The organism is Micromonospora sp. NPDC007220, assembly GCF_040634035.1.
GTDB classification, from domain to species: Bacteria; Actinomycetota; Actinomycetes; order Mycobacteriales; family Micromonosporaceae; genus Micromonospora; species Micromonospora reichwaldensis.
In genome coordinates this window covers 144,878-163,208 of the sequence record NZ_JBEYEU010000008.1, presented here as the reverse complement: position 1 = coordinate 163,208, position 18,331 = coordinate 144,878, and the positions used below count along the sequence as shown (strand labels likewise).

Sequence of the window (18,331 nt, the reverse complement as noted above, 5' to 3'; positions counted from 1 at the left end):
GCGGCGCGCGGGCCGGCCGGCGACGTCGGACGCGGCACCACATCGCCGAGACCTGGGAGTACGACCAGTTGACCGCAGAGCCTGAGACCCTGTACGGGGCCGACGACCTCACGCACCTCGAGGGGCTGGACGCCGTCCGCAAGCGGCCCGGCATGTACATCGGCTCCACCGACAGCCGTGGCGTGGGTCACCTCGTCAACGAGATCCTCGACAACTCGACGGACGAGGGCGTCGCCGGCCACGCCACGAAGGTGGAGGTGACGCTGCACGCCGACGGCTCGGTCCAGGTCGACGACGACGGTCGGGGCATCCCCACCGACGTGCACGCCAAGTCCGGCATCTCCGGCGTCGAGCTGGTGCTCACCCGGCTGCACGCGGGCGGCAAGTTCGGCGGCTCCGGCTACAAGACCTCCGGCGGTCTGCACGGCGTGGGCGCCTCGGCGGTCAACGCGCTGTCCCGCCGGTTCGACGTCACCGTCCGCCGGGGCGGCAAGGTCCACGCGATGTCGTTCCGGCACGGCGTGCCGGGGGTCTTCGACGATGCCGGCCCCGACGCGGCGTTCACCCCGGGTCCCGGCCTCCAGATCGTCGGCGCGATGAAGCGCGGCCAGCGCACCGGCACCTCGATCCGCTGGTGGCACGACGCGCGCTACTTCGAGACCGGCGCCCGCCTGGACGCCGAGGCCGTGCGGATGAAGCTGCGCAACACGGCGTTCCTGGTGCCGGGCGTGAGCTACACGCTGCGCGACCACACCGGCGAGGAGCCGACCGAGGAGAGCTTCCACTACCCCAACGGCCTGACGGACATGGTGGAGTTCCTCGCCCCGGCCGGCGACCGGCCCGTCTCCGGCATGCTGATGGTCACCGGCGAGGGCACCTACCGGGAGAACGCCGCCGACGCCAACGGGGTCATGCAGTCCAACGTGCAGCGTCGGGCCGAGGTCGAGGTGGCCTTCCGCTGGGGCACGGGCTACGAGCGCACCGTCGAGTGCTTCACCAACACCATCCGCAACGCGCACGGCGGCACCCACCGCAAGGGCTTCGAGCGGGGCCTGGCGCGTACCCTTGCCGACGCCGTCCGCAACACCCGTGGCCTGCTCAAGGCCAAGGAGGACCCGCCCACCCTGGACGACGTCCTGGAGGGCATGACAGCGGTCGTGCACGTCCGGATCCCGGAGCCCCAGTTCACCTCGCAGACCAAGGACGAGCTCTCCACCGCCGGCATCACCAAGGTGATCCAGGGGCTGGTCGAGCAGCACCTGAAGGCGTGGCTGGAGGATCGCCGGACCAAGGCCGAGGCGCGTACGGTCCTCCAGAAGATCGTCGACGCGGCGCGCGTACGGCTGACGCAGAAGCAGCAGAAGGACGCCGCCCGGCGCAAGACCGCCCTGGAGGGCGCGTCGATGCCGCCGAAGCTGGTCGACTGCCGCGCGGCGGGCATCGACCGTAGTGAGCTGTTCATCGTGGAAGGGGACAGCGCACTCGGGACAGGGCGACTTGCCCGATCTGCCGAATATCAGGCACTTCTTCCGATTCGAGGCAAGATCCTCAACGTGCAGAAGGCCAACCTCCAGCAGGTGCTGGACAACGCCGAGTGCGCCGCGATCGTGCAGGTGCTCGGCGCCGGCTCCGGCCGCACGTTCGACCTGTCCGCCATGCGCTACGGCCGAGTGCTGATCATGGCGGACGCCGATGTGGACGGCGCGCACATCCGCACCCTGCTGATCACGCTCTTCGCCCGCTACATGCGACCGCTGATCGAGGCCGGCCGGCTCTACGCGGCGATGCCGCCCCTGCACAAGATCACCACCAGGGGGCGCAACCCGCAGACGATCTACACCTACACCCAGGCGGAGATGGAGGCCACGGTCCGCAAGCTGGAGAAGGCCGGCAAGCAGATCGTCACCCCGATCCCGCGATTCAAGGGTCTCGGCGAGATGGACGCCGACGAGCTGTGGGAGACCACGATGAACCCGGCTACCCGGGCCGTCCGCCGGATCACCCTCGACGACGTCGACGCCGCCGAGCGGATCCTCGAACTGCTGATGGGGGAGAAGGTCGAGCCGCGCCGCAACTGGCTGATCGACTCCGCCGACCGGGTCGACCGCGAGGCGATCGACGCATGAGCACCACCCGCCGAGAGGGAAGCTGAACGATGGCACGCCGCAAGGACGACCGCGCCAAGGTGGACCTGTCCGCCTTCGACCAGGCCGGCGCGCGGGTCTTCGACAACCCGCTGGTCACCGAGGTCTCCGACTCCTACCTGGAGTACGCCTTCTCGGTGATCCACTCCCGGGCCCTGCCCGACGCCCGCGACGGCCTCAAGCCGGTGCACCGGCGCATCCTCTGGTCCATGTACGAGCAGGGCCACCGCCCCGACCGGGGGCACGTGAAGTCCGCCCGCATCGTCGGGGACGTGATGGGCAAGTACCATCCGCACGGCGACACGGCCATCTACGACGCGATGGTGCGCCTGGCGCAGGACTTCTCGCTGAACGCGCCACTCATCGACGGGCACGGGAACTTCGGCAGCCCGGACGACGGGCCGGCGGCCTCGAGATACACCGAGGCCCGGATGTCGCGGGAGGCGATGCTGCTCGTCGGCGAGTTGGGCGAGGACACGGTCGACGTCGAGCCCAACTACGACGGCTCGCTGACCCAGCCCACCGTGCTGCCCGCCGCGTTCCCCAACCTGCTGGTCAACGGCGCCTCGGGGATCGCGGTCGGCATGGCGACCAACATGATCCCGCACAACCTCGGCGAGGTGGTCTCCGCCGCCCGCTGGCTGATCAACCACCCGGACGCCACGCTGGACCGGCTCATGGAGTTCGTGCCCGGTCCCGACCTGCCCACCGGCGGCCTGCTGCTCGGGCTCGACGAGGTGCGCCGGGCCTACGAGACCGGGCGCGGGGTGGTCCGGATGCGGGGCAAGGTCGAGATCGGCCCGCTGGAGGGCAGCCGGGGCCGGCAGGCGATCACTGTCGTGGAGCTGCCCTACGGCGTCGGTGCCGAGAAGGTCATCGCGGCCATCACCAACGAGGTCAACAAGACCAAGCGGCTCACCGGCATCGCCGACGTCAAGGACCTCACCGACCGGGAGAGCGGCACCCGCCTGGTCGTCGAGTGCAAGGTGGGGGTCAACCCGCAGGCGCTGCTCGCCGACCTCTACCGGCTCACCCCGCTGGAACAGTCGTTCGGCGTCAACAACCTGGTGCTGGTCGACGGGCAACCGCAGACCCTCGGGCTGAAGGCGCTGCTGGAGGTCTTCCTGGCCCACCGCTACGAGGTGGTGACCCGGCGCAGCTCGTACCGCCGGCGCAAGCGCCAGGAGCGGCTGCACCTGGTCGACGGCCTGCTGATCGCCCTGCTCGACATCGACAAGGTGGTCAAGCTCATCCGGGCCAGCGAGGACGCGCAGGCCGCCAAGGACGGCCTGATGCAGAAGTTCAGACTCTCCGAGATCCAGGCCACCTACATCCTGGACACCCCGCTGCGCCGGTTGACCAAGTACGACCGGATCGAGCTGGAGGCCGAGCAGGAGAAGCTCCGCAAGGAGATCGCCGAGCTCTCCACGATCCTCGACGACCCGAAGGTGCTGAAGAAGGTCGTCTCCGACGAGCTGGCGGCGGTGGTGAAGCAGTTCGGGGCGCCGCGTCGCACCACGCTCGTCGACGGGGACCTCAAGGAGGTGCTGGCCGCGTCCGCGCCGGCCGGCCCGCTGGAGGTCGCCGACGACCCCTGCCAGGTGATCCTCTCCGCGACCGGGCTGGTCGCCAGGACGGCGGCGGAGTCGGAGGAGGCGTCCGAGGGCCGCCGGCGGCACGGCCGGACCAAGCACGATGCCGTACGCGCCGTCGTGCACTCCACCGCCCGGGGGAAGGTGCTGCTGGTGACCAGCGCCGGCCGGGCGTTCAAGGTCGACGTGCTGCCGCTGCCGGTCCTGCCCGAGCAGGCGGGGACGGTGTCGCTGCGCGGCGGGATGGCCGCCGCCGAGCTGGTGCCGCTGGAATCGGGGGAGACCGTGGTCGGGCTGGCACCGCTCGGGCCGACGGCCGAGGGCTCCCCGGGCCTCGCCCTGGGCACCCGGCAGGGCGTGGTCAAGGTCTGCGCACCGGAGTGGCCCGTCCGCTCGGACGAGTTCGAGGTGATCGGCCTGCGGGAGGGCGACGAGGTGGTCGGGGCGACCTGGCTCACCGACGGCGCGGAGACGCTCACCTTCGTCACCTCGGAGGCGTCGCTGCTGCGGTTCGCCGCCGGACTGGTCCGGCCGCAGGGGACCAAGGGCGGCGGCATGTCGGGCATCAACCTGCCCGCCGGCGCCCGGGTGGTGTTCTTCGGGGCGATCCGCACCGACGACCCGGGCCACGGTGAGCCGATGGTGGTCACCTCCACGGGCGCCACGGTGAAGGTCACGCCGTTCCAGGCGTACCCGGCGAAGGGGCGGGCGACCGGCGGTGTGCGCGCCCACCGCTTCCTCAAGGGTGAGACCGACGTGGCCGTCGCCTGGGTCGGGTCGCGTCCGGCGGCCGCCACCGCCACCGGCGAGCCGGTGGAGCTGCCGGCGGCGGACCCGCGCCGCGACGGCTCCGGCTTCGCCGTGATGCTGGGCCCCACCGTGGTCGGCCACCAGATCGAACGCGACTGACCCTACCGGCCGGGGGCCGGCCGCTGACCCAACCGGCCCCCGCACGCCCACCCACCCACCCCCACTCCCACCCCCACCCCTGCTCCCCGCGCCCGGCTCAGCGCGTTGATCATGAAGTTGTTGTCACCCCGCCCGGCGTGTCACGACAACAACTTCATGATCAACGGGGCGGAGCGGGGGGCTGGGTGGGGGTGGGATCCGGGGTGGGGGTTCGTAGGTGGGTTACCAGGCGCATGCCGTGGTAGACGGTCAGGGCGGCGGCGGTGCCCAGGGCGATGCCGTTGAACGAGAGGTCGCCGGCGGTGAGGGTGTAGTTGGCCGCGCCGACGATCACCGCGACGGCGGCGGTCATCAGGTTCACCGGGTCGTGGAAGTCCACCCGGCTCTCGATCCAGATCCGCGCGCCGAGGATGGCGATCAGGCCGTACAGGGCGGTGGTGGCGCCGCCGAGGACACCGGCCGGCACGGTGAGGATCAGCGCGCCGAACTTCGGGCTGAGCCCGAGCAGCACCGCCGTCAGGCCGGCCACCCAGTACGCGGCGGTGGAGTAGACCCGGGTCGCCGCCATCACGCCGATGTTCTCCGCGTAGGTGGTCGTGCCGGAGCCGCCGCCGGAGCCGGCGAGCATCGTGGCCAACCCGTCGCCCATGAACGCCCGGCCCATGTCCCGGTCCAGGTTCCGGCCGGTCATCGCGGCGACCGCCTTGACGTGCCCGGCGTTCTCGGCGATCAGCACCAGGATCACCGGGATGACCAGCACGACCGCCCGCAGGCTGAAGCTCGGCGCGTGGAACTCGGGCAGGCCGACCCAGGCGGCGTCCCGCAGGCCGTCGACCGCCTTCGGGTCCAGGTCGCCGAGCACGGCGGCGAGGACCCAGCCGACCACCACCCCCAGCAGGATGGACAGGCGGGCCAGGAAGCCCCGGAAGGCCACCGTGGCGAGCAGGATGGCGGCCAGCGTCACCACCGCGATCAGCGGCTGCGCCTTCACGCCGGTGCCGCTCCCGTCGCCGTCCCAGGCGACCGGGGCGAGGTTCAGGCCGATCAGCGCGACGATCGCCCCGGTGACCACGGGCGGCATCAGCGCGTCGATCCAGCGCGACCCGGCGAGCTGGACGACCAGCCCGACGGCGGCCAGCGCCACGCCGGCGACGACGATGCCGCCGAGCGCCGGGCCGATGTCGCCGCCGGCCTTGGCAGCCAGCACCGGCGCGATGAAGGCGAAGGACGAGCCGAGGTACGAGGGCAGCCGGTTGCCGGTGATCAGCAGGAACAGCAGCGTGCCGAGCCCGGAGAAGAAGAGCGTGGTGGCGGGCGGGAAGCCGGTGATGAGCGGCACCGTGAAGGTGGCGCCGAACATCGCGACGACGTGCTGCACGCCGACGCCGAGGGTGCGCGGCCAGGAGAGGCGTTCGTCGGGGTGGACCACGTCGCCGGGGCGGATGGACCGGCCGTCGCCGTGGACCGCCCACGCGGACCAACGGGAGCGCGGCTCGGTGGAGGACTGGGTCATGGAACGCCCTTCGCGTCTGGAGAGGTGACGGGGGCGCAGGTGAAACCCAGGAGTCGTTTCTAGCAGAGGCCCGGCTCGGCCCGGCCGGTGGCCCGGCAGGGGTTCGGCTGGTGGCATGGGCGGGCCGTCCGGGCCCGCGAACCGTTGCCGCCCGTCGGGCGGGTCAGGCGACGCCGGCGGGGCGGAACTGGACGCTGACGCGGGGCCCGACGGGGCGGGTGGTCTTGGGCACGGCGTGCTCCCAGGTGCGCTGGCAGGAGCCGCCCATCACCACGAGGTCGCCGTGGCCGAGTGGGAAGCGCAGGCTGTCGCCGCCACCACGGGGCCGCAGCAGCAGTGCGCGCGGCGAGCCGAACGAGACGATGGCGACCATGGTGTCGGTGTGCGCGGAGCGGCCCTGGGTGTCGCCGTGCCAGGCGACGCTGTCCCGGCCGGAGCGGTAGAGGCACATGCCGGCGGTGACGAAGGGCTCGCCGAGCTCGGGGGCGTAGTGCCGGGTGAGGGCGGCGCGCGCCTCGGTGAGCAGCGGGTGCGGCAGCGGGCGGTGCCCGGCGTACCAGCAGAGCAGCCGGGGCACGTCGACCTCGGCGTCGTACATCGTGCGGCGCTCGGCCCGCCAGGGGACGTCCCGCAGCAGGACGTCGAAGACCTGGTCGGAGCCGGTGACCCAGCCGGGGAGATGGTCGACCCACGCGCCGTGGGTGAGCGGGTGCCGGCGCAGCCGGTCGGCCAGCGGGCTCAGCGACGGTCCGGCGGCGGTGAGGTCGAACATCGACGGCTGGTAGGCGGCCCCGGTCATCCGCCCAGCGTACCCGCCATGTTGGTACAGGTGTACGGACGCGTCGCCCGCCCGCCGGTCGCCGGTGAGGGGCGGCCGGACGGGCGGTGCGAACCCCGCCTCAGCGGCTCAGCATCCGGCGCACCCGGCCACCGATCACCTGCTTGACCCGGGCCTGCAGGCGCTGCCCGCGCAGCGTCTCCGTCTCCTTGCGCAGCTCGACGTTGCGGTCGCGCAGCCACTGGATCCGCTCCAGCAGCGCGTCGGGGGCGGTCGCGGCGGCCGGGCGTACGGCGGGCGGGAAGGCGGTGGAGCGCACCTGCGCGTCGAACCGGGCCGCGCTGTCGCCGTCGGCGAAGGCGTGGCCCAGGTCGTGCTTGGCGAGGAAGGCCAGCATCGTCTCGTAGCGCGACCTGTGGCCGGCGTTGAGCGCCGTGTAGTCCGCCTCCGCGTAGAGCTGGGCGGCGTCGACGTCGACCGGCACGTCCTTCATGACCCGGTGCGGGATCTCGAAGTACCGGGCGAGTTCCAGGGTGCGCGAGTCGTGCGCGAAGAGGTAGCCGGGCGTGCCGGCGATCAGCGCGGTGATGGTGCCGTGGATGCGGGTGCCGAACGCGAACTCGAACCCGGAGAGGTAGTCCATCCAGGTCCAGGGGTCGACGAACATCCGCACCTTGTCCTCGGTGAACAGCGGGTGCGAGGTGTGGATCGGGATCTTGCTGGTCCTGCCCCGGTCCCCGGGGGCGTCGCCGTAGAGGAGCGTGCCGAGCGTCTTGAGGTCCTGCGGCAGGTAGCGCAGGTTCGGGTACCGCTCGTGGTGCCGGGCGATGATCTCCGCCATCGACGTGACGTACGGGGAGACGGTGAGCGCGAGCCTGTCGTCGGGCGACAGGGACGCCTTCCTCTTCTCCACCCGCAGGCTGTCGCCGTGCAGGAACATCGACGGGCAGCCGATCACGTCGACGGCCGAGAAGCCCAGGGTGCGCAGGTAGTCACGGGTGATCTCGCCGCGCACGCCGATGCTGTGCGAGCGGTCGAGGACCGCCCGTACGAACCGGGTCACGACGTCGTCGATCGGGCGGAGGTACTCCCGGTCGCCGTTGATGTCGGTCTGTACGCCCACCCCGAGCACCACCACCGGGATCTTCAGCTGCTCGATGAGCTTCGTCATGGCCTCGACGCGGTGGGCGTAGCTGCGGCGGAAGGCGTTGGCGAGCGGTACGACGTAGACGTCGTACCGCTCGTTGATCATGTCGGCGTCGCGCGGGTCGATCCTGAACTCGGTCGAGGTGATCTCGGCGGTGGCGGTGCGCAGGAGCTTGTGGGCGGCGTGGCTGAAGACGAGGTTGCCGTTGTTGTCGCCGATCCAGTTCCGCTCGTGCGTCTCCTCCGGCGAGTAGACGTCGAACGGGCCCTTCTTCGCCCGCATCAGGATTCGCTGGTGCATTCGCCCGCCTCTCGTCACCTCCGGGTCTGGGAATACTAGCCACCCGATCGGCCGGAACCCGGATGCCCGCCACCGCCGTCACGGATGGGGACGCAACGGTCACGGAGGGACGGGAGGAACGGGACTCCCCCACGGGACAGAACGGGCACTCGCGGACGGGACGGAACAGAGCCTCAGGCCCGGCGGGTAGGGTGCCCGGCGGGGCGGCGCCGACCGGCGGACCGCCACGGGCCCCTCGGGGGCGCCTGAGGACGGGGTCGAGGAGGAGACGTACGTGCTGGTGACCCTGCGGATCGTCGGGATGCCGGCATGAACGACGCCGCGACCGTCGCGCCCGCCGCCCGGCCCGCGTCCCCGGCCAGCCGCCTGCCGTCGCTGACCGGGCTGCGCTGGGTCGCCGCCCTGCTCGTCTTCGGGTTCCACGTCGCGACGATGGGCATCATCGCCGAGCCCGGCCAGAAGGCCGTCGTGGACTGGGCCTTCGCACTCGGGCTGTCGGGCGTGCAGTTCTTCTTCATCCTCAGCGGCTTCGTGCTGGTCTGGTCGGCCCGACCCACCGACACCCGTCGGGCGTTCTGGCGGCGCCGGGTGGCCAAGATCTGGCCGAGCCACGTGGTGCTGTGGGTGGCGGCCCTGGCGGTCGCGGCCTGGTTCGCCGACCCCGTGGACCGGTTCGTCGCGGTGGAGAACCTGTTCCTCCTCCAGGCGTGGGACCCGCGGCCGGGCCACTTCTACAGCATCAACACGGTCAGCTGGTCGCTGTCCTGCGAGTTCTTCTTCTACCTCTGCCTGCCGTTGGCGCTGCCGCTGATCCGCCGGGCCCGACCGTGGGCCCTGTGGGCCGTCGTGGTCGCGGTGCCGCTGCTCATCCTGGCGCTCTGGCCGGCCCAGGCGCTGGTGCCCGAGGAGAGCCGCTGGTGGTTCACCCAGATCTTCCCGCCGGTGCGGTCGCTGGAGTTCTGGATGGGCGTCGCCGCCGCCGAGCTGATGCGGCGTGGCCGGTGGCGCGGGCCGGGCCTGCCGCTGGCCAGCCTGCTCTTCGTGGCGACCTGGGTGGTCGCCGCGCAGTGGGTCCGCGCCGAACTGTGGGCGGCGCTGCTCTCGGTGGCGTACATCCTGGTCATCGCCGCGGCGGCGGACGCGGACGTGCGCGGGCGGCGCTCGCCGTGGCGGTCCCGGCCGATGATCTGGCTGGGCGAGGTCTCCTTCGCCTTCTATCTGGTGCACGTCCTCGTGATGATCACCGTCCTGCGGCTCACCGGCGACTGGGGCGTCGGCTTCACCGGCTGGTGGGGGCTGGCGGTGGTGCTCGGCTTCCTGCTGGTCAACCTGGCCCTGGCCGGCCTGTTGCACCGTCTCGTCGAGACGCCGATGATGCGGCTGCTCACCCCGCGCAGGCCGGTCCGGGCGCCGCGGGACGGGGACGGCGCCGGGAAGGACCCCGGCGGCCCCGGGGCGACGCCGGGGGATCGGGGCAACGCCGTGCCGCGCCCCCGGGCCGCCGACCCGCAGGACGACCACCGACCGACGTACGCCGACTCGCGCTGAGCGCCCCGGCGGCCGGAGTGTCCGCCGAGGAAGTCCCGACCGTTTCGGTGACGCCGGTCACCACTTCGGCGAACCGGTCATCGGGCGCGTACCGGTCGAATCCTGCCGGGGTTTCGGCGCCGATGTCCGCCACTTGTCCCGTTGTCGCCCGGAGGTGCGCGCAGAAACGGTCGTCCCATTGAGTCGCGTCAGTGGCGAAGTGCCCGCAAAAATTGTCTGCCGATCAAGGTTTAGGCAGGTGGGACGGGGTTGGCAGGGCGCGGACCGGCCAGTAATGTCGGCGCGTCCGGTGCGGTACCCGATCGCCAGAGGCGACGCCGCGCCGACCCGCCTAATCGTGAACGACGAACCGGGGACCCAGTGCTCGTTGGGGTGAATCCGTGGGCCGTGGGCCCGTGGTAGGGCGTTCTTCCCGCCCGAATCCGTCAGCTAACCCGGTCGGCGGTGTCGGAAGGAGTTCCATCTTCATGCCACACCCGTACACCCCTCGGCTGTGCCGCCGTCTCCACGGCGCCGCGGTGACCGCGCTCGTCCGCCCGCAGGTCATGAGCTGACCCACCGGTCACCGTCCGTCGCCCGGCGTCCCGGGCGCACCCCTGAGTGGCCCACCACCCGCCCGGACGCCCGTCCGCGCGGTCGGTCCGCCCTGCCCTCGGCGCGGACCGACGGCCGCTCACCCCGAGCCCGTGGAGGAAACCGTGAAGCACCACCTCAAGCGACAGCTGCGTCGCCTCACGTCCGAGCGTCCGTACCAGTTGGCCGCCGCGTCCGCCGCGGCGCTCGTGCTGGCGTCGGGCACGGGCGCGCTGCTGGCCGGAGCCGACGAGGCCCCCGCCGCCGCGCAGGCCCCGGTGGCCGCGACCGAACTGCGGGACGACGCGTCGGCCTCGCGCAGCCAGGCCCGGGTCGCGCCCGCCCCGTCCAGCGCCGCCCCGGCCGCGTCCAGCGCCGCCCCGTCGGCCAGCGCGTCCAGCGCCGCCCCGGACCCGGACCTGACCCGCAAGCCGGAGCCGCCGAAGCCTCCGGCCGCCAAGAGCCTGGACTACGACTACCAGGCCCAGACCACCTTCTACAACTGTGGTCCGGCGGCCGTCCGGCACGCCCTCAGCGCCGCCGGCATCGCGCGCAGCCAGGACGCCCTCGGTGCCCAGTTGGGCACCGACCAGATGGGCACCGACTCGGCCCAGGACACCACCCGCGTGCTGAACGCGACGGTGAAGGGCGACCCGTACCGGACCCGGATGATCCCCGGTGGCGCCGCCACCCCGGCCCAGATGGACCGGCTCCAGGCCGACGTCGTCGCGGCCATCACCGACGGGCGGGGCGTCGTGGTCAACGTCGCCGGCAGCGCCACGGACACCGACGGCGGCTGGCACTCCTTCCCCGGCGGCCACTACATCGCGGTGGTCGGCTACCAGGACGAGGGGCGGCTGGTGAAGATCGCCGACTCGGCGAACCCGGCGACCGCGTCGTACTGGATCAGCACCATCGCCCTGGCGAACTGGGCCGCCACCCGCGGCTACTCCGCCTGAGCGACGCCGTCGGGCGTCGGCTCCCCACCCGGGGGGTCGGCGCCCGATGTCGTGTCCGGGTCACGGCCCTCGCCCGCGGCGTCCGACGGGTGGCACACTGCGCCCATGGTCGATGAGTCGGGTGAGCGGGACGGCCGGCGGGTGCTTCTGCTGCTGCACGGCATGGGCGCGACCGGCGACGTGTGGCTGCCCTGGGCGCCGCTGCTGGAGCGTCGGTGGGTGGGGCGGTGGCTGGCGCCCGACCTCGCCGGCCACGGCTGGTCGCCGCCGTTGCCGGAGTACTCCTTCCCGGGGCTGGCCGCGCGGATCGGCGCGGGGCTCGCGGCGGGGGACCGGCTCGTCGTGCTGGGGCACTCCCTCGGCGGGGTGGTCGGGCTGGCGCTGGCCGCCCGGGGCGCCGGGCTGCCCGTCGACGCCGTCGTCGGGCTCGGCATCAAGGCCGTCTGGTCGCCGGCGGAGCTGGCCAAGGCGGGTGAGCTGGCGGCCCGGCCGGTGACCTGGTTCGCCAGCCGGGACGAGGCGGCCCGCCGCTACCTGCGGGTGGCCGGCCTGACCGGGCTCTTCGCCCCGGAGCACCCCGTCGTGGAGGCGGGGCTGCGGCAGGTCGACGGCCGCTGGCGGCTGGCGATGGACCCGGCCGCGTTCGGCGTGGGCGCGCCGGACCTGCCCGCCCTGCTGGCGGCGACCGACGTGCCCGTGCTGCTGGCCCGCGGCGAGCACGACCCCATGGTCACCGACGCCCAGCTCACGGAGCTGGGGGTGCCGGTCGCCACCCTGCCCGGCCTCGGGCACAACGCCCACGTCGAGGCCCCCGAAGCGGTCCTGGACCTCGTCGAGCCGTACCGCTGACGGTGCCCCGCGAACGGCCCGACCCGGAGATCCGCCGTCGCGACCGGTGTGCCTCCCGAACGGTGCGTCAGGTGGCGGGGGAGAGGGTCGCCTCGTCCGGGTCGAGCGGCAGGCCGGTCGCGCCGCCCGTGCGCGGGGCGGGCGTCTTCCAGCCCTCGTCGAGCTGGCGCCGTGCGGCCTCCAGGAACGCCTCGGCGTACGACTCGGCGGGGAAGTCGCCCAGGTAGCGGCTCCGGGTGACCCACCGCGCCGAGGCCAGCGGATCGGTGTCCAGCAGCGCGGTCAGCACCTCGTCCACGTTCGCCATGTCGCGCCGCAGCACGTAGCCCGACCCGGCGAGCGGGAACTGCTCGGGGAACCGGTCGCCGGAGTCCACCATGTCGGTCACCGCGTACGGCTTGCCGGAGTAGAGGTAGTCGGAGATCACCCCGGACACGTCGGAGACCAGCGCGTCCGAGCGGTTCACGCACTCGGTCAGGGTCAGCTCCCGGCTGGCGGCGGCCCCGAAGACGTGCTGCCGGCCGCTGCGGGCCCGGTCCGCGGCCAGCAGTTCGGTGAGCCGGCCCAGCTGCCGGGCGGAGGCCGGGTTCTGCGAGGTGTACGGGTGGGCCCGCAGGATCACCGTCGCGCCCCGGTCGAGCAGCCGGCGCAGCAGCGTCTCGGCCACCGGCAGGGAGCAGTAGTTCGCGTCCGCGTTGTGCCCCGTCCAGGTCGGCGTGTAGAGCACGGTCGGGTTGGCCCGCCCGTGCGCCGGCTCCGGGCGTACCTCGATCGACTCGACCTGCGGGCGGCCGACGACGACGAACTTCTCCGCCGGGATGTCCACCCCGGCGCGGGCGTACCGGTCGATGGCGGCCTGGCCGGCGACGAAGATCCGGTCGAAGATCGCCGAGACCGGGTTGGCGCTGGGGGCCTTGTCGCTGTCGCCGTGGTGCAGCTGGACGTGGGTCAGCTGGGTGTAGCGGATGCAGTGGCTGTTCTTCGCGCCGTGGTTGACGTAGAACGCCACCCGCAGACTCGGCACCAGCGCCTCGTCCATGGCCCTGGTGGTGGGGCAGTAGACCACGGGCGCGCTGGTGGCCGCGGCGACCAGGGGCAGGAACTCCGGCTCGCGCACCATCACCAGGAACGGCCGGCCGATCCGCTCCAGGTACGGCAGCCACATGGTGACCTGGTACTCCGAGCCGGGCGGCGCGGAGAAGTGGAGCAGGAACTCGGGCTGGTGCCGGCGCAGCGCGCGGGACACCGCCGAGCCGCCGGCCCCCGGCCGGAACTTGCGCCGGGCGAGGTCCAGCCCGACCGCCGCGGCACCGGCGGCGACCAGGGCGACGGCCGTCAGCGCGACACCGGCGGGCAGGCCCGCGACGGCCGCCAGCGCCAGCAGGGCGAGCAGCACCGCCAGCGCGTCGCCGAGGCGGGCGGCGACCAGCGGCGTCCACGAGCGCACCGGCAGGTTCGCGGCGCGCACCTCCAGGCCGCCGGCGTCGCGGAGCGGGTTGACCAGCAGCACCAGCCCCAGCAGGGCCAGCGCGGTCACGGCCAGCGCGGGGTCGAAACCGGCGTCGAGGCGGCGGGCGTAGCCGACCAGGATCGCCGCCGCGACCAGCGTGGTCTCGGCGGCGTTGTCGGCGCCCGGGCGCACCCGCCGCTCCCAGGTGGCCGCCGCGAGGGCGGCCACCGCCAGCCCCAGCCCCCAGCCGGTCGCGCCGGTCAGCGCGACGACGAGGAACGCCAGCACCGCCAGGCCGGTGGCCAGCGCGCGGGCGAGCAGCTTCCGAACCAGGTCACCACGCATGTCGGCTCCGTTTCCCGCCGTGGCCCGAAATCCGCGTCAGCCGGCGTCGGCCGGGCTGGCGTCCCGCTCGGCCCGCGCCGGCCCCGGCTGGGCCGGCACCTCGCCGGGCGCGCGACGCACGTCGATGACCTGGCCGGTCAGGTCCGAGATCAGCACGTCCAGCGACGCCTGGGCCACGGTCTCGGCGGCGAGCAGGGTGTGCTCCGGCTCCTCGCCGAACGCCTTGGTGCGCATCGGCGTCGCGGTCCGCTCGGGGTTGACGCAGTTGACCCGTACGCCGAACTCCGCCCACTCGTCGGAGAGCGCCTGGGTGAGGTTGACCAGGGCCGCCTTGGTGGAGGAGTAGAGCGCGTAGTCGGCGCGGCCCCGGGTGTAGGAGCTGGAGGTGTAGAGCAGCAGCTGGCCCTTGGTCTGCTGGAGGTAGGGCAGCGACTGACGGGCCACGATGACCGGCCCCACGAAGTTGACCTGGAGCACCCGGTCCATGGTCTCCTGGTCCATCTCGGACAGGGGACCCTTCTCCAGGATGCCGGCGGTGACCACCACGTGGTCGATCCGGCCGGTGGCCTCGAAGGCGGTCTTCAGCGCCGCCTCGACGTCCTCGGCGCGCTCGACGTGGGTGCCGGTGCTGGAGCGGCTGAACGGGAAGACCTGCGCGCCGTAGCGGCGGGCCAGCACGGCGAGGTCGTGGCCGATGCCGTAGCTGCCGCCGAAGATGACGATGGTCCGGCCGGTCAGCTCCTCGGTGTAGCTGCGCTCGTCGGTCACCCGGGGTGCCTGCGCGGCGGCGAGCTGGAACAGCTTGTCCGCCAGGTGCACGTCGACCGGGTGGGTGACTTTGATGTTCTCGTCGGAGCCGTCGATGACCTTGATCGGCGTGCCGGGCAGGTAGCGCAGCACCACCCCGCAGTCGTCGGTGGCGGCGAAGTGCGGGTCGTCCTCGGCGAGCCGGTAGGCCGCGCGGATGGTGCCCGAGCGGAACGCCTGCGGGGTCTGGCCCCGGCGCAGCGAGGAGCGCACGGGGATGTCGGTGATGCAGTCGTCCTCGTCGACCTGGACGATCGTGTCGGCCGACGGGATGGCCACGTCGACCGCCGAGTACGTCCAGAGCGCGTTCACGCACTCCCGCACGATCCGGCCGCTGACCAGGGGCCGCACCGCGTCGTGGAAGAGGATGTTGCAGTCGCCCTCGCCGACGGCGTCGAGCGCGATGCGGGTGGTGGCGTTGCGGGTGTCGCCGCCCTCGATCACCTTGGTGACCTTGCGGAAGCCGGCCTTGTCGACGATCTGCTGCGCGTCGGCGACGTGGCCGGTGGCCATCAGCACGACGATCTCGTCGATCTCGGGCGCCGCCTCGAAGACCGCCAAGGTGTGCTCGATGATCGGCTTACCGGCGATCTTCAGCAGCTGCTTCGGGATGCCGAGGCCCAGCCGGGTCCCGGTGCCGCCGGCCAGCACCACCGCCACCGTCCGCGAGGGCCGCCATGGCGCCGGGTCCTCCGGTGCGGCGTCCGGGCCGGTGGTGTGGTCCTGCGTCATTGCCGAAGCCTCACTCTCAGGGTGCGTGAACAGAAGGTTCCGCCCGCGCGGCGACCGGATGAACCTTAACGCGCGGACCGCGCCGCCCCCACGGGGCGACGCGGTCGGCCGGCACCGGGCGGATGCCGTACGTGCGCCGGGGCGCTACTTGCCGCTGAACGCCTCGTACTCCCGGACGACCTCGTCGGTCGGGCCGTCCATGCGCAGGACGCCCGATTCCAGCCAGATCGTCCGTTCGCAGGTGTCCCGGATCGAGGAGAGCTGGTGGCTGACGAGGAACACCGTGCCGGCGCCCTCCCGCAGCTCCCGCACCCGCCGCTCGCTGCGCTTGCGGAAGATCTTGTCGCCGGTGGCGAGGGCCTCGTCGATGAGCAGCACGTCGTGCTTCTTGGCCGCGGCGATGGAGAAGCGCAGCCGGGCCCCCATGCCGGAGGAGTAGGTGCGCATCGGCAGCGAGGCGAAGTCGCCCCGCTGGTTGATGCCGGAGAAGTCGATGATCTCCGGGGTCTGCCGCTGCACCTCCTCGGGCGACATGCCCATGGCCAGGCAACCCAGCACGACGTTGCGCTCGCCGGAGAGGTCGTTGAGCAGGGCCGCGTTGACCCCGAGCAACGACGGCTGCCCCTGCGTGTAGACCGCGCCGCGGTTGACCGGCAGCAGGCCGGCGATGGCGCGCAGCATGGTCGACTTGCCGGAGCCGTTGCTGCCGATCAGCCCGACCGCCTCGCCCCGGTACGCGGTGAAGCTGACCCCCTTGACCGCGTGCACCTCCTGGATGTTCGGCGCCGAGGTGCGGCTCATGATCCGCTTGAGCGCGCCGACCGGGCCGCCGCCCCCACCGGCGCCCTTGTGGATCCGGTAGATGACGTGGGCGTCGTCCACCACCACGGTGGGGATGCGCTCCTGCACCTTGGGCAGCGTCACCGTCACGTCGTTGGACGACTCGAAGTGATCAACCACGGCCGTACTCCTGTTCGCCTCGCCAGAAGTAGATGAAACCTCCGACGCCCATCACGATCGCCCAGCCCAGCGCCGTCACCCAGAGCTGGGGCAGGGAGGAGCTGAGCGTCGGCGTGTTCTCCAGCAGCGAGACCCGGGCCAGCTCGATGTAGACGAGCGCGGGGTTGAGCTCGACCAGCCTGGAGGCCCAGGAGGGCAGCTGCTCCTCGAAGAGCGCCACGCTGTAGAGCACCCCGGAGCCGTACATCCAGGCGCGCATGACGAAGGGCATGACCTGCTTGAGGTCCGCCAGCTTCGAGCCCATCCGGGCCATCGCCATGGTCAGCCCGGCGTTGAAGATCGTCTGGAGCAGGATCGCCGGCGGCAGCATCAGCCAGGCCAGGGTGATCGGCTCACCGGTCACCAGCACGATGAGGACGAGCACCACCATCGAGCCGAGCAGCTGCTGGAACTGGGTGATCGTCACGGCCAGCGGCAGGCAGGCCCGGGGGAAGTGCAGGGCCCGGATCAGGCCCAGGTTGCTGGTGATCGACTGCGTGCCGTTCTGCACCGCGGTCTGGGTGAAGTTGAAGATGAACAGGCCGGTGCAGAGGTAGGCGATGAAGTTCGGGGTCCTGTTCTGCTCCAGCACCACACCGAAGATCAGGTAGTAGACCGCCGCGTTGGTCAGCGGGGTGAGCACCTGCCAGAGCTGCCCCAGCCGGGCGTTGCTGAACGACGCCACCAGCTTGGCGTTGGCGTACGCGGCGATGAAGTGCCGGTAGCGCCAGAGCTGCCCCGCGTATTCGCCCAGGGACGGCCGTTCGCCGGCGAACCGGAGACCGTAGCGCTGGGCGAGCTGGGCCCCGGTGAGCCCGGAATCCGGGTCTGCCACCGTGGTGTTGGCCATGGTTAGGCGCTCCGATCTCTTTCGTGCCAACGGGTTGCGCGCGACGACGGGAGAGCGTGGCCAGTGCGGAGCGCCGCCTCGTCGCCGGGCGAACCGTAGTGGAAAACACGTCGGGACGCAACCGTACCGTCGCTGCGCTACATTGTTGCACGTGAAGACCGATAAGAGGCGGGTGCCGGCCGGTGCGGCGGTGCTCCGTGACGACATCACCACGGCCATCCGCCGCGCGGTCACGCAGGAGCTGGCGGAGGTCGGCTACGGACGGTTGTCGATAGAGGCGGTGGCCCGGCGGGCCGGGGTCAGCAAGACGGCGATCTACCGCCGGTGGCGCTCCAAGCTCGAGCTGGTGCTGGACATGGTCTCCGCGGTCGCCGGGCGCAAGCTGCCGATGGTGGACGCCGGCAGCCTGCACGGGGACGTGGAGCTGCTGCTGCTCGTGGCCGCCGGTGCGCTACGTCACCCGCTGGCCTCGCAGATCATTCCGGACCTGCTCGCCGAGGCGGCGCGCAACCCGCAGATCGCCGAGACCCTCCAGCAGGCGCTGACCGGCTACCAGGACCGGGTCGGCGAGCTCGTCATCGGCCGGGCGGTCGAGCGGGGTGAGCTGCCGGCGGGCGCCGACCGACGCGGCGCGGCGGATCTGATCGTCGGGCCGGTCTACTGGCGGCTGGCGATTTCGCGGACACCTCTTGACACGCCGGAGATCACGCGCATGGCCGCCGCGATCGTCGCGGCCCTGCGGGTAGCATGTACCGGTCCGTCCCTCGACGAGCCAGCGGTGTGGGACACCCGGTCCCTGACCACTTCTGAACCCCATCGGGCCGGTGCGTGAACGT

The 18,331-nt window shown here is 72.4% G+C and carries 13 protein-coding genes and 1 riboswitch; of the genes, 6 read left to right on the top strand and 7 right to left on the bottom strand.

Features of this window, described 5'->3' with window-relative positions; genetic code table 11:
• The first annotated feature begins 68 nt into the window (after positions 1 to 68).
• The gene (locus tag ABZ573_RS17710) at positions 69 to 2,126 is read left to right on the top strand and encodes a DNA topoisomerase IV subunit B (protein ID WP_151455854.1); all 2,058 of its coding nucleotides are present in this window, start codon (positions 69 to 71) and stop codon (positions 2,124 to 2,126) included.
• A gap of 29 nt (positions 2,127 to 2,155) precedes the next feature.
• Positions 2,156 to 4,645, top strand: coding sequence for a DNA topoisomerase IV subunit A (locus ABZ573_RS17705; protein WP_151455853.1), 2,490 nt, complete (start codon positions 2,156 to 2,158; stop codon positions 4,643 to 4,645).
• A 160-nt stretch (positions 4,646 to 4,805) separates the two neighbouring features.
• On the opposite strand, the gene ABZ573_RS17700 is transcribed toward ABZ573_RS17705, so the two are convergent.
• The 3 genes from ABZ573_RS17700 to ABZ573_RS17690 form a co-directional block, all read right to left on the bottom strand.
• Positions 4,806 to 6,158: a solute carrier family 23 protein gene (locus ABZ573_RS17700; RefSeq protein ID WP_358119080.1), complete on the bottom strand. Its 1,353-nt coding sequence runs from the start codon at positions 6,156 to 6,158 to the stop codon at positions 4,806 to 4,808.
• Positions 6,159 to 6,321: 163 nt separating this feature from the next.
• On the bottom strand, positions 6,322 to 6,957 hold the full coding sequence (locus ABZ573_RS17695; protein WP_151454994.1) for an alpha-ketoglutarate-dependent dioxygenase AlkB: 636 nt from the start codon (positions 6,955 to 6,957) through the stop codon (positions 6,322 to 6,324).
• A gap of 100 nt (positions 6,958 to 7,057) precedes the next feature.
• Entirely contained in the window at positions 7,058 to 8,383 is a 1,326-nt protein-coding gene (locus tag ABZ573_RS17690; RefSeq protein ID WP_358119077.1) for a polysaccharide pyruvyl transferase family protein, read from the bottom strand.
• 309 nt (positions 8,384 to 8,692) lie between these two features.
• Here ABZ573_RS17690 and ABZ573_RS17685 point away from each other — a divergent pair, with 309 nt between their 5' ends.
• The 3 genes from ABZ573_RS17685 (at position 8,693) to ABZ573_RS17675 (ending at position 12,312) form a co-directional block, all read left to right on the top strand.
• Entirely contained in the window at positions 8,693 to 9,931 is a 1,239-nt protein-coding gene (locus tag ABZ573_RS17685) for an acyltransferase (protein WP_358119075.1), read from the top strand.
• A gap of 318 nt (positions 9,932 to 10,249) precedes the next feature.
• Positions 10,250 to 10,390, top strand: a riboswitch (cyclic di-AMP (ydaO/yuaA leader).
• A gap of 227 nt (positions 10,391 to 10,617) precedes the next feature.
• Positions 10,618 to 11,463, top strand: a complete 846-nt coding sequence (locus tag ABZ573_RS17680; protein ID WP_358119073.1) for a C39 family peptidase — start codon at positions 10,618 to 10,620, stop codon at positions 11,461 to 11,463.
• A 105-nt stretch (positions 11,464 to 11,568) separates the two neighbouring features.
• Positions 11,569 to 12,312, top strand: a complete 744-nt coding sequence (locus ABZ573_RS17675; protein WP_358119071.1) for an alpha/beta fold hydrolase — start codon at positions 11,569 to 11,571, stop codon at positions 12,310 to 12,312.
• 67 nt (positions 12,313 to 12,379) lie between these two features.
• Here ABZ573_RS17675 and ABZ573_RS17670 read toward each other — a convergent pair whose 3' ends face one another.
• From ABZ573_RS17670 to ABZ573_RS17655, 4 genes are all read right to left on the bottom strand, one after another.
• Positions 12,380 to 14,107, bottom strand: coding sequence for a CDP-glycerol glycerophosphotransferase family protein (locus tag ABZ573_RS17670; RefSeq protein ID WP_151454989.1), 1,728 nt, complete (start codon positions 14,105 to 14,107; stop codon positions 12,380 to 12,382).
• Between the two features lie 36 nt (positions 14,108 to 14,143).
• Positions 14,144 to 15,646: a bifunctional cytidylyltransferase/SDR family oxidoreductase gene (locus tag ABZ573_RS17665; RefSeq protein ID WP_151454988.1), complete on the bottom strand. Its 1,503-nt coding sequence runs from the start codon at positions 15,644 to 15,646 to the stop codon at positions 14,144 to 14,146.
• Positions 15,647 to 15,790: 144 nt separating this feature from the next.
• The gene (locus ABZ573_RS17660; RefSeq protein WP_151454987.1) at positions 15,791 to 16,606 is read right to left on the bottom strand and encodes an ABC transporter ATP-binding protein; all 816 of its coding nucleotides are present in this window, start codon (positions 16,604 to 16,606) and stop codon (positions 15,791 to 15,793) included.
• Positions 16,599 to 17,495 carry an ABC transporter permease gene (locus tag ABZ573_RS17655; protein ID WP_151454986.1) on the bottom strand — a complete coding sequence of 299 codons (897 nt, stop codon included), beginning with the start codon at positions 17,493 to 17,495 and terminating at the stop codon, positions 16,599 to 16,601. Before ABZ573_RS17655 ends, ABZ573_RS17660 begins: the two co-directional genes overlap by 8 nt.
• A 151-nt stretch (positions 17,496 to 17,646) precedes the next feature.
• On the opposite strand from ABZ573_RS17655, the gene ABZ573_RS17650 reads away from it, so the two are divergent.
• Positions 17,647 to 18,327, top strand: a complete 681-nt coding sequence (locus ABZ573_RS17650; RefSeq protein ID WP_151454985.1) for a TetR/AcrR family transcriptional regulator — start codon at positions 17,647 to 17,649, stop codon at positions 18,325 to 18,327.
• Positions 18,328 to 18,331: the final 4 nt, after the last annotated feature.

What these genes read in the sequence shown, in the direction of transcription:
- ABZ573_RS17705 (WP_151455853.1), top strand. Translation starts at nt 2,156, where the DNA reads ATGGCACGCCGCAAGGACGACCGCGCCAAGGTGGACCTGTCCGCCTTC.
- ABZ573_RS17700 (WP_358119080.1), bottom strand. Translation starts at nt 6,158, where the DNA reads ATGACCCAGTCCTCCACCGAGCCGCGCTCCCGTTGGTCCGCGTGGGCG.
- ABZ573_RS17695 (WP_151454994.1), bottom strand. Translation starts at nt 6,957, where the DNA reads ATGACCGGGGCCGCCTACCAGCCGTCGATGTTCGACCTCACCGCCGCC.
- ABZ573_RS17690 (WP_358119077.1), bottom strand. Translation starts at nt 8,383, where the DNA reads ATGCACCAGCGAATCCTGATGCGGGCGAAGAAGGGCCCGTTCGACGTC.
- ABZ573_RS17685 (WP_358119075.1), top strand. Translation starts at nt 8,693, where the DNA reads ATGAACGACGCCGCGACCGTCGCGCCCGCCGCCCGGCCCGCGTCCCCG.
- ABZ573_RS17675 (WP_358119071.1), top strand. Translation starts at nt 11,569, where the DNA reads ATGGTCGATGAGTCGGGTGAGCGGGACGGCCGGCGGGTGCTTCTGCTG.
- ABZ573_RS17670 (WP_151454989.1), bottom strand. Translation starts at nt 14,107, where the DNA reads ATGCGTGGTGACCTGGTTCGGAAGCTGCTCGCCCGCGCGCTGGCCACC.
- ABZ573_RS17665 (WP_151454988.1), bottom strand. Translation starts at nt 15,646, where the DNA reads ATGACGCAGGACCACACCACCGGCCCGGACGCCGCACCGGAGGACCCG.
- ABZ573_RS17655 (WP_151454986.1), bottom strand. Translation starts at nt 17,495, where the DNA reads ATGGCCAACACCACGGTGGCAGACCCGGATTCCGGGCTCACCGGGGCC.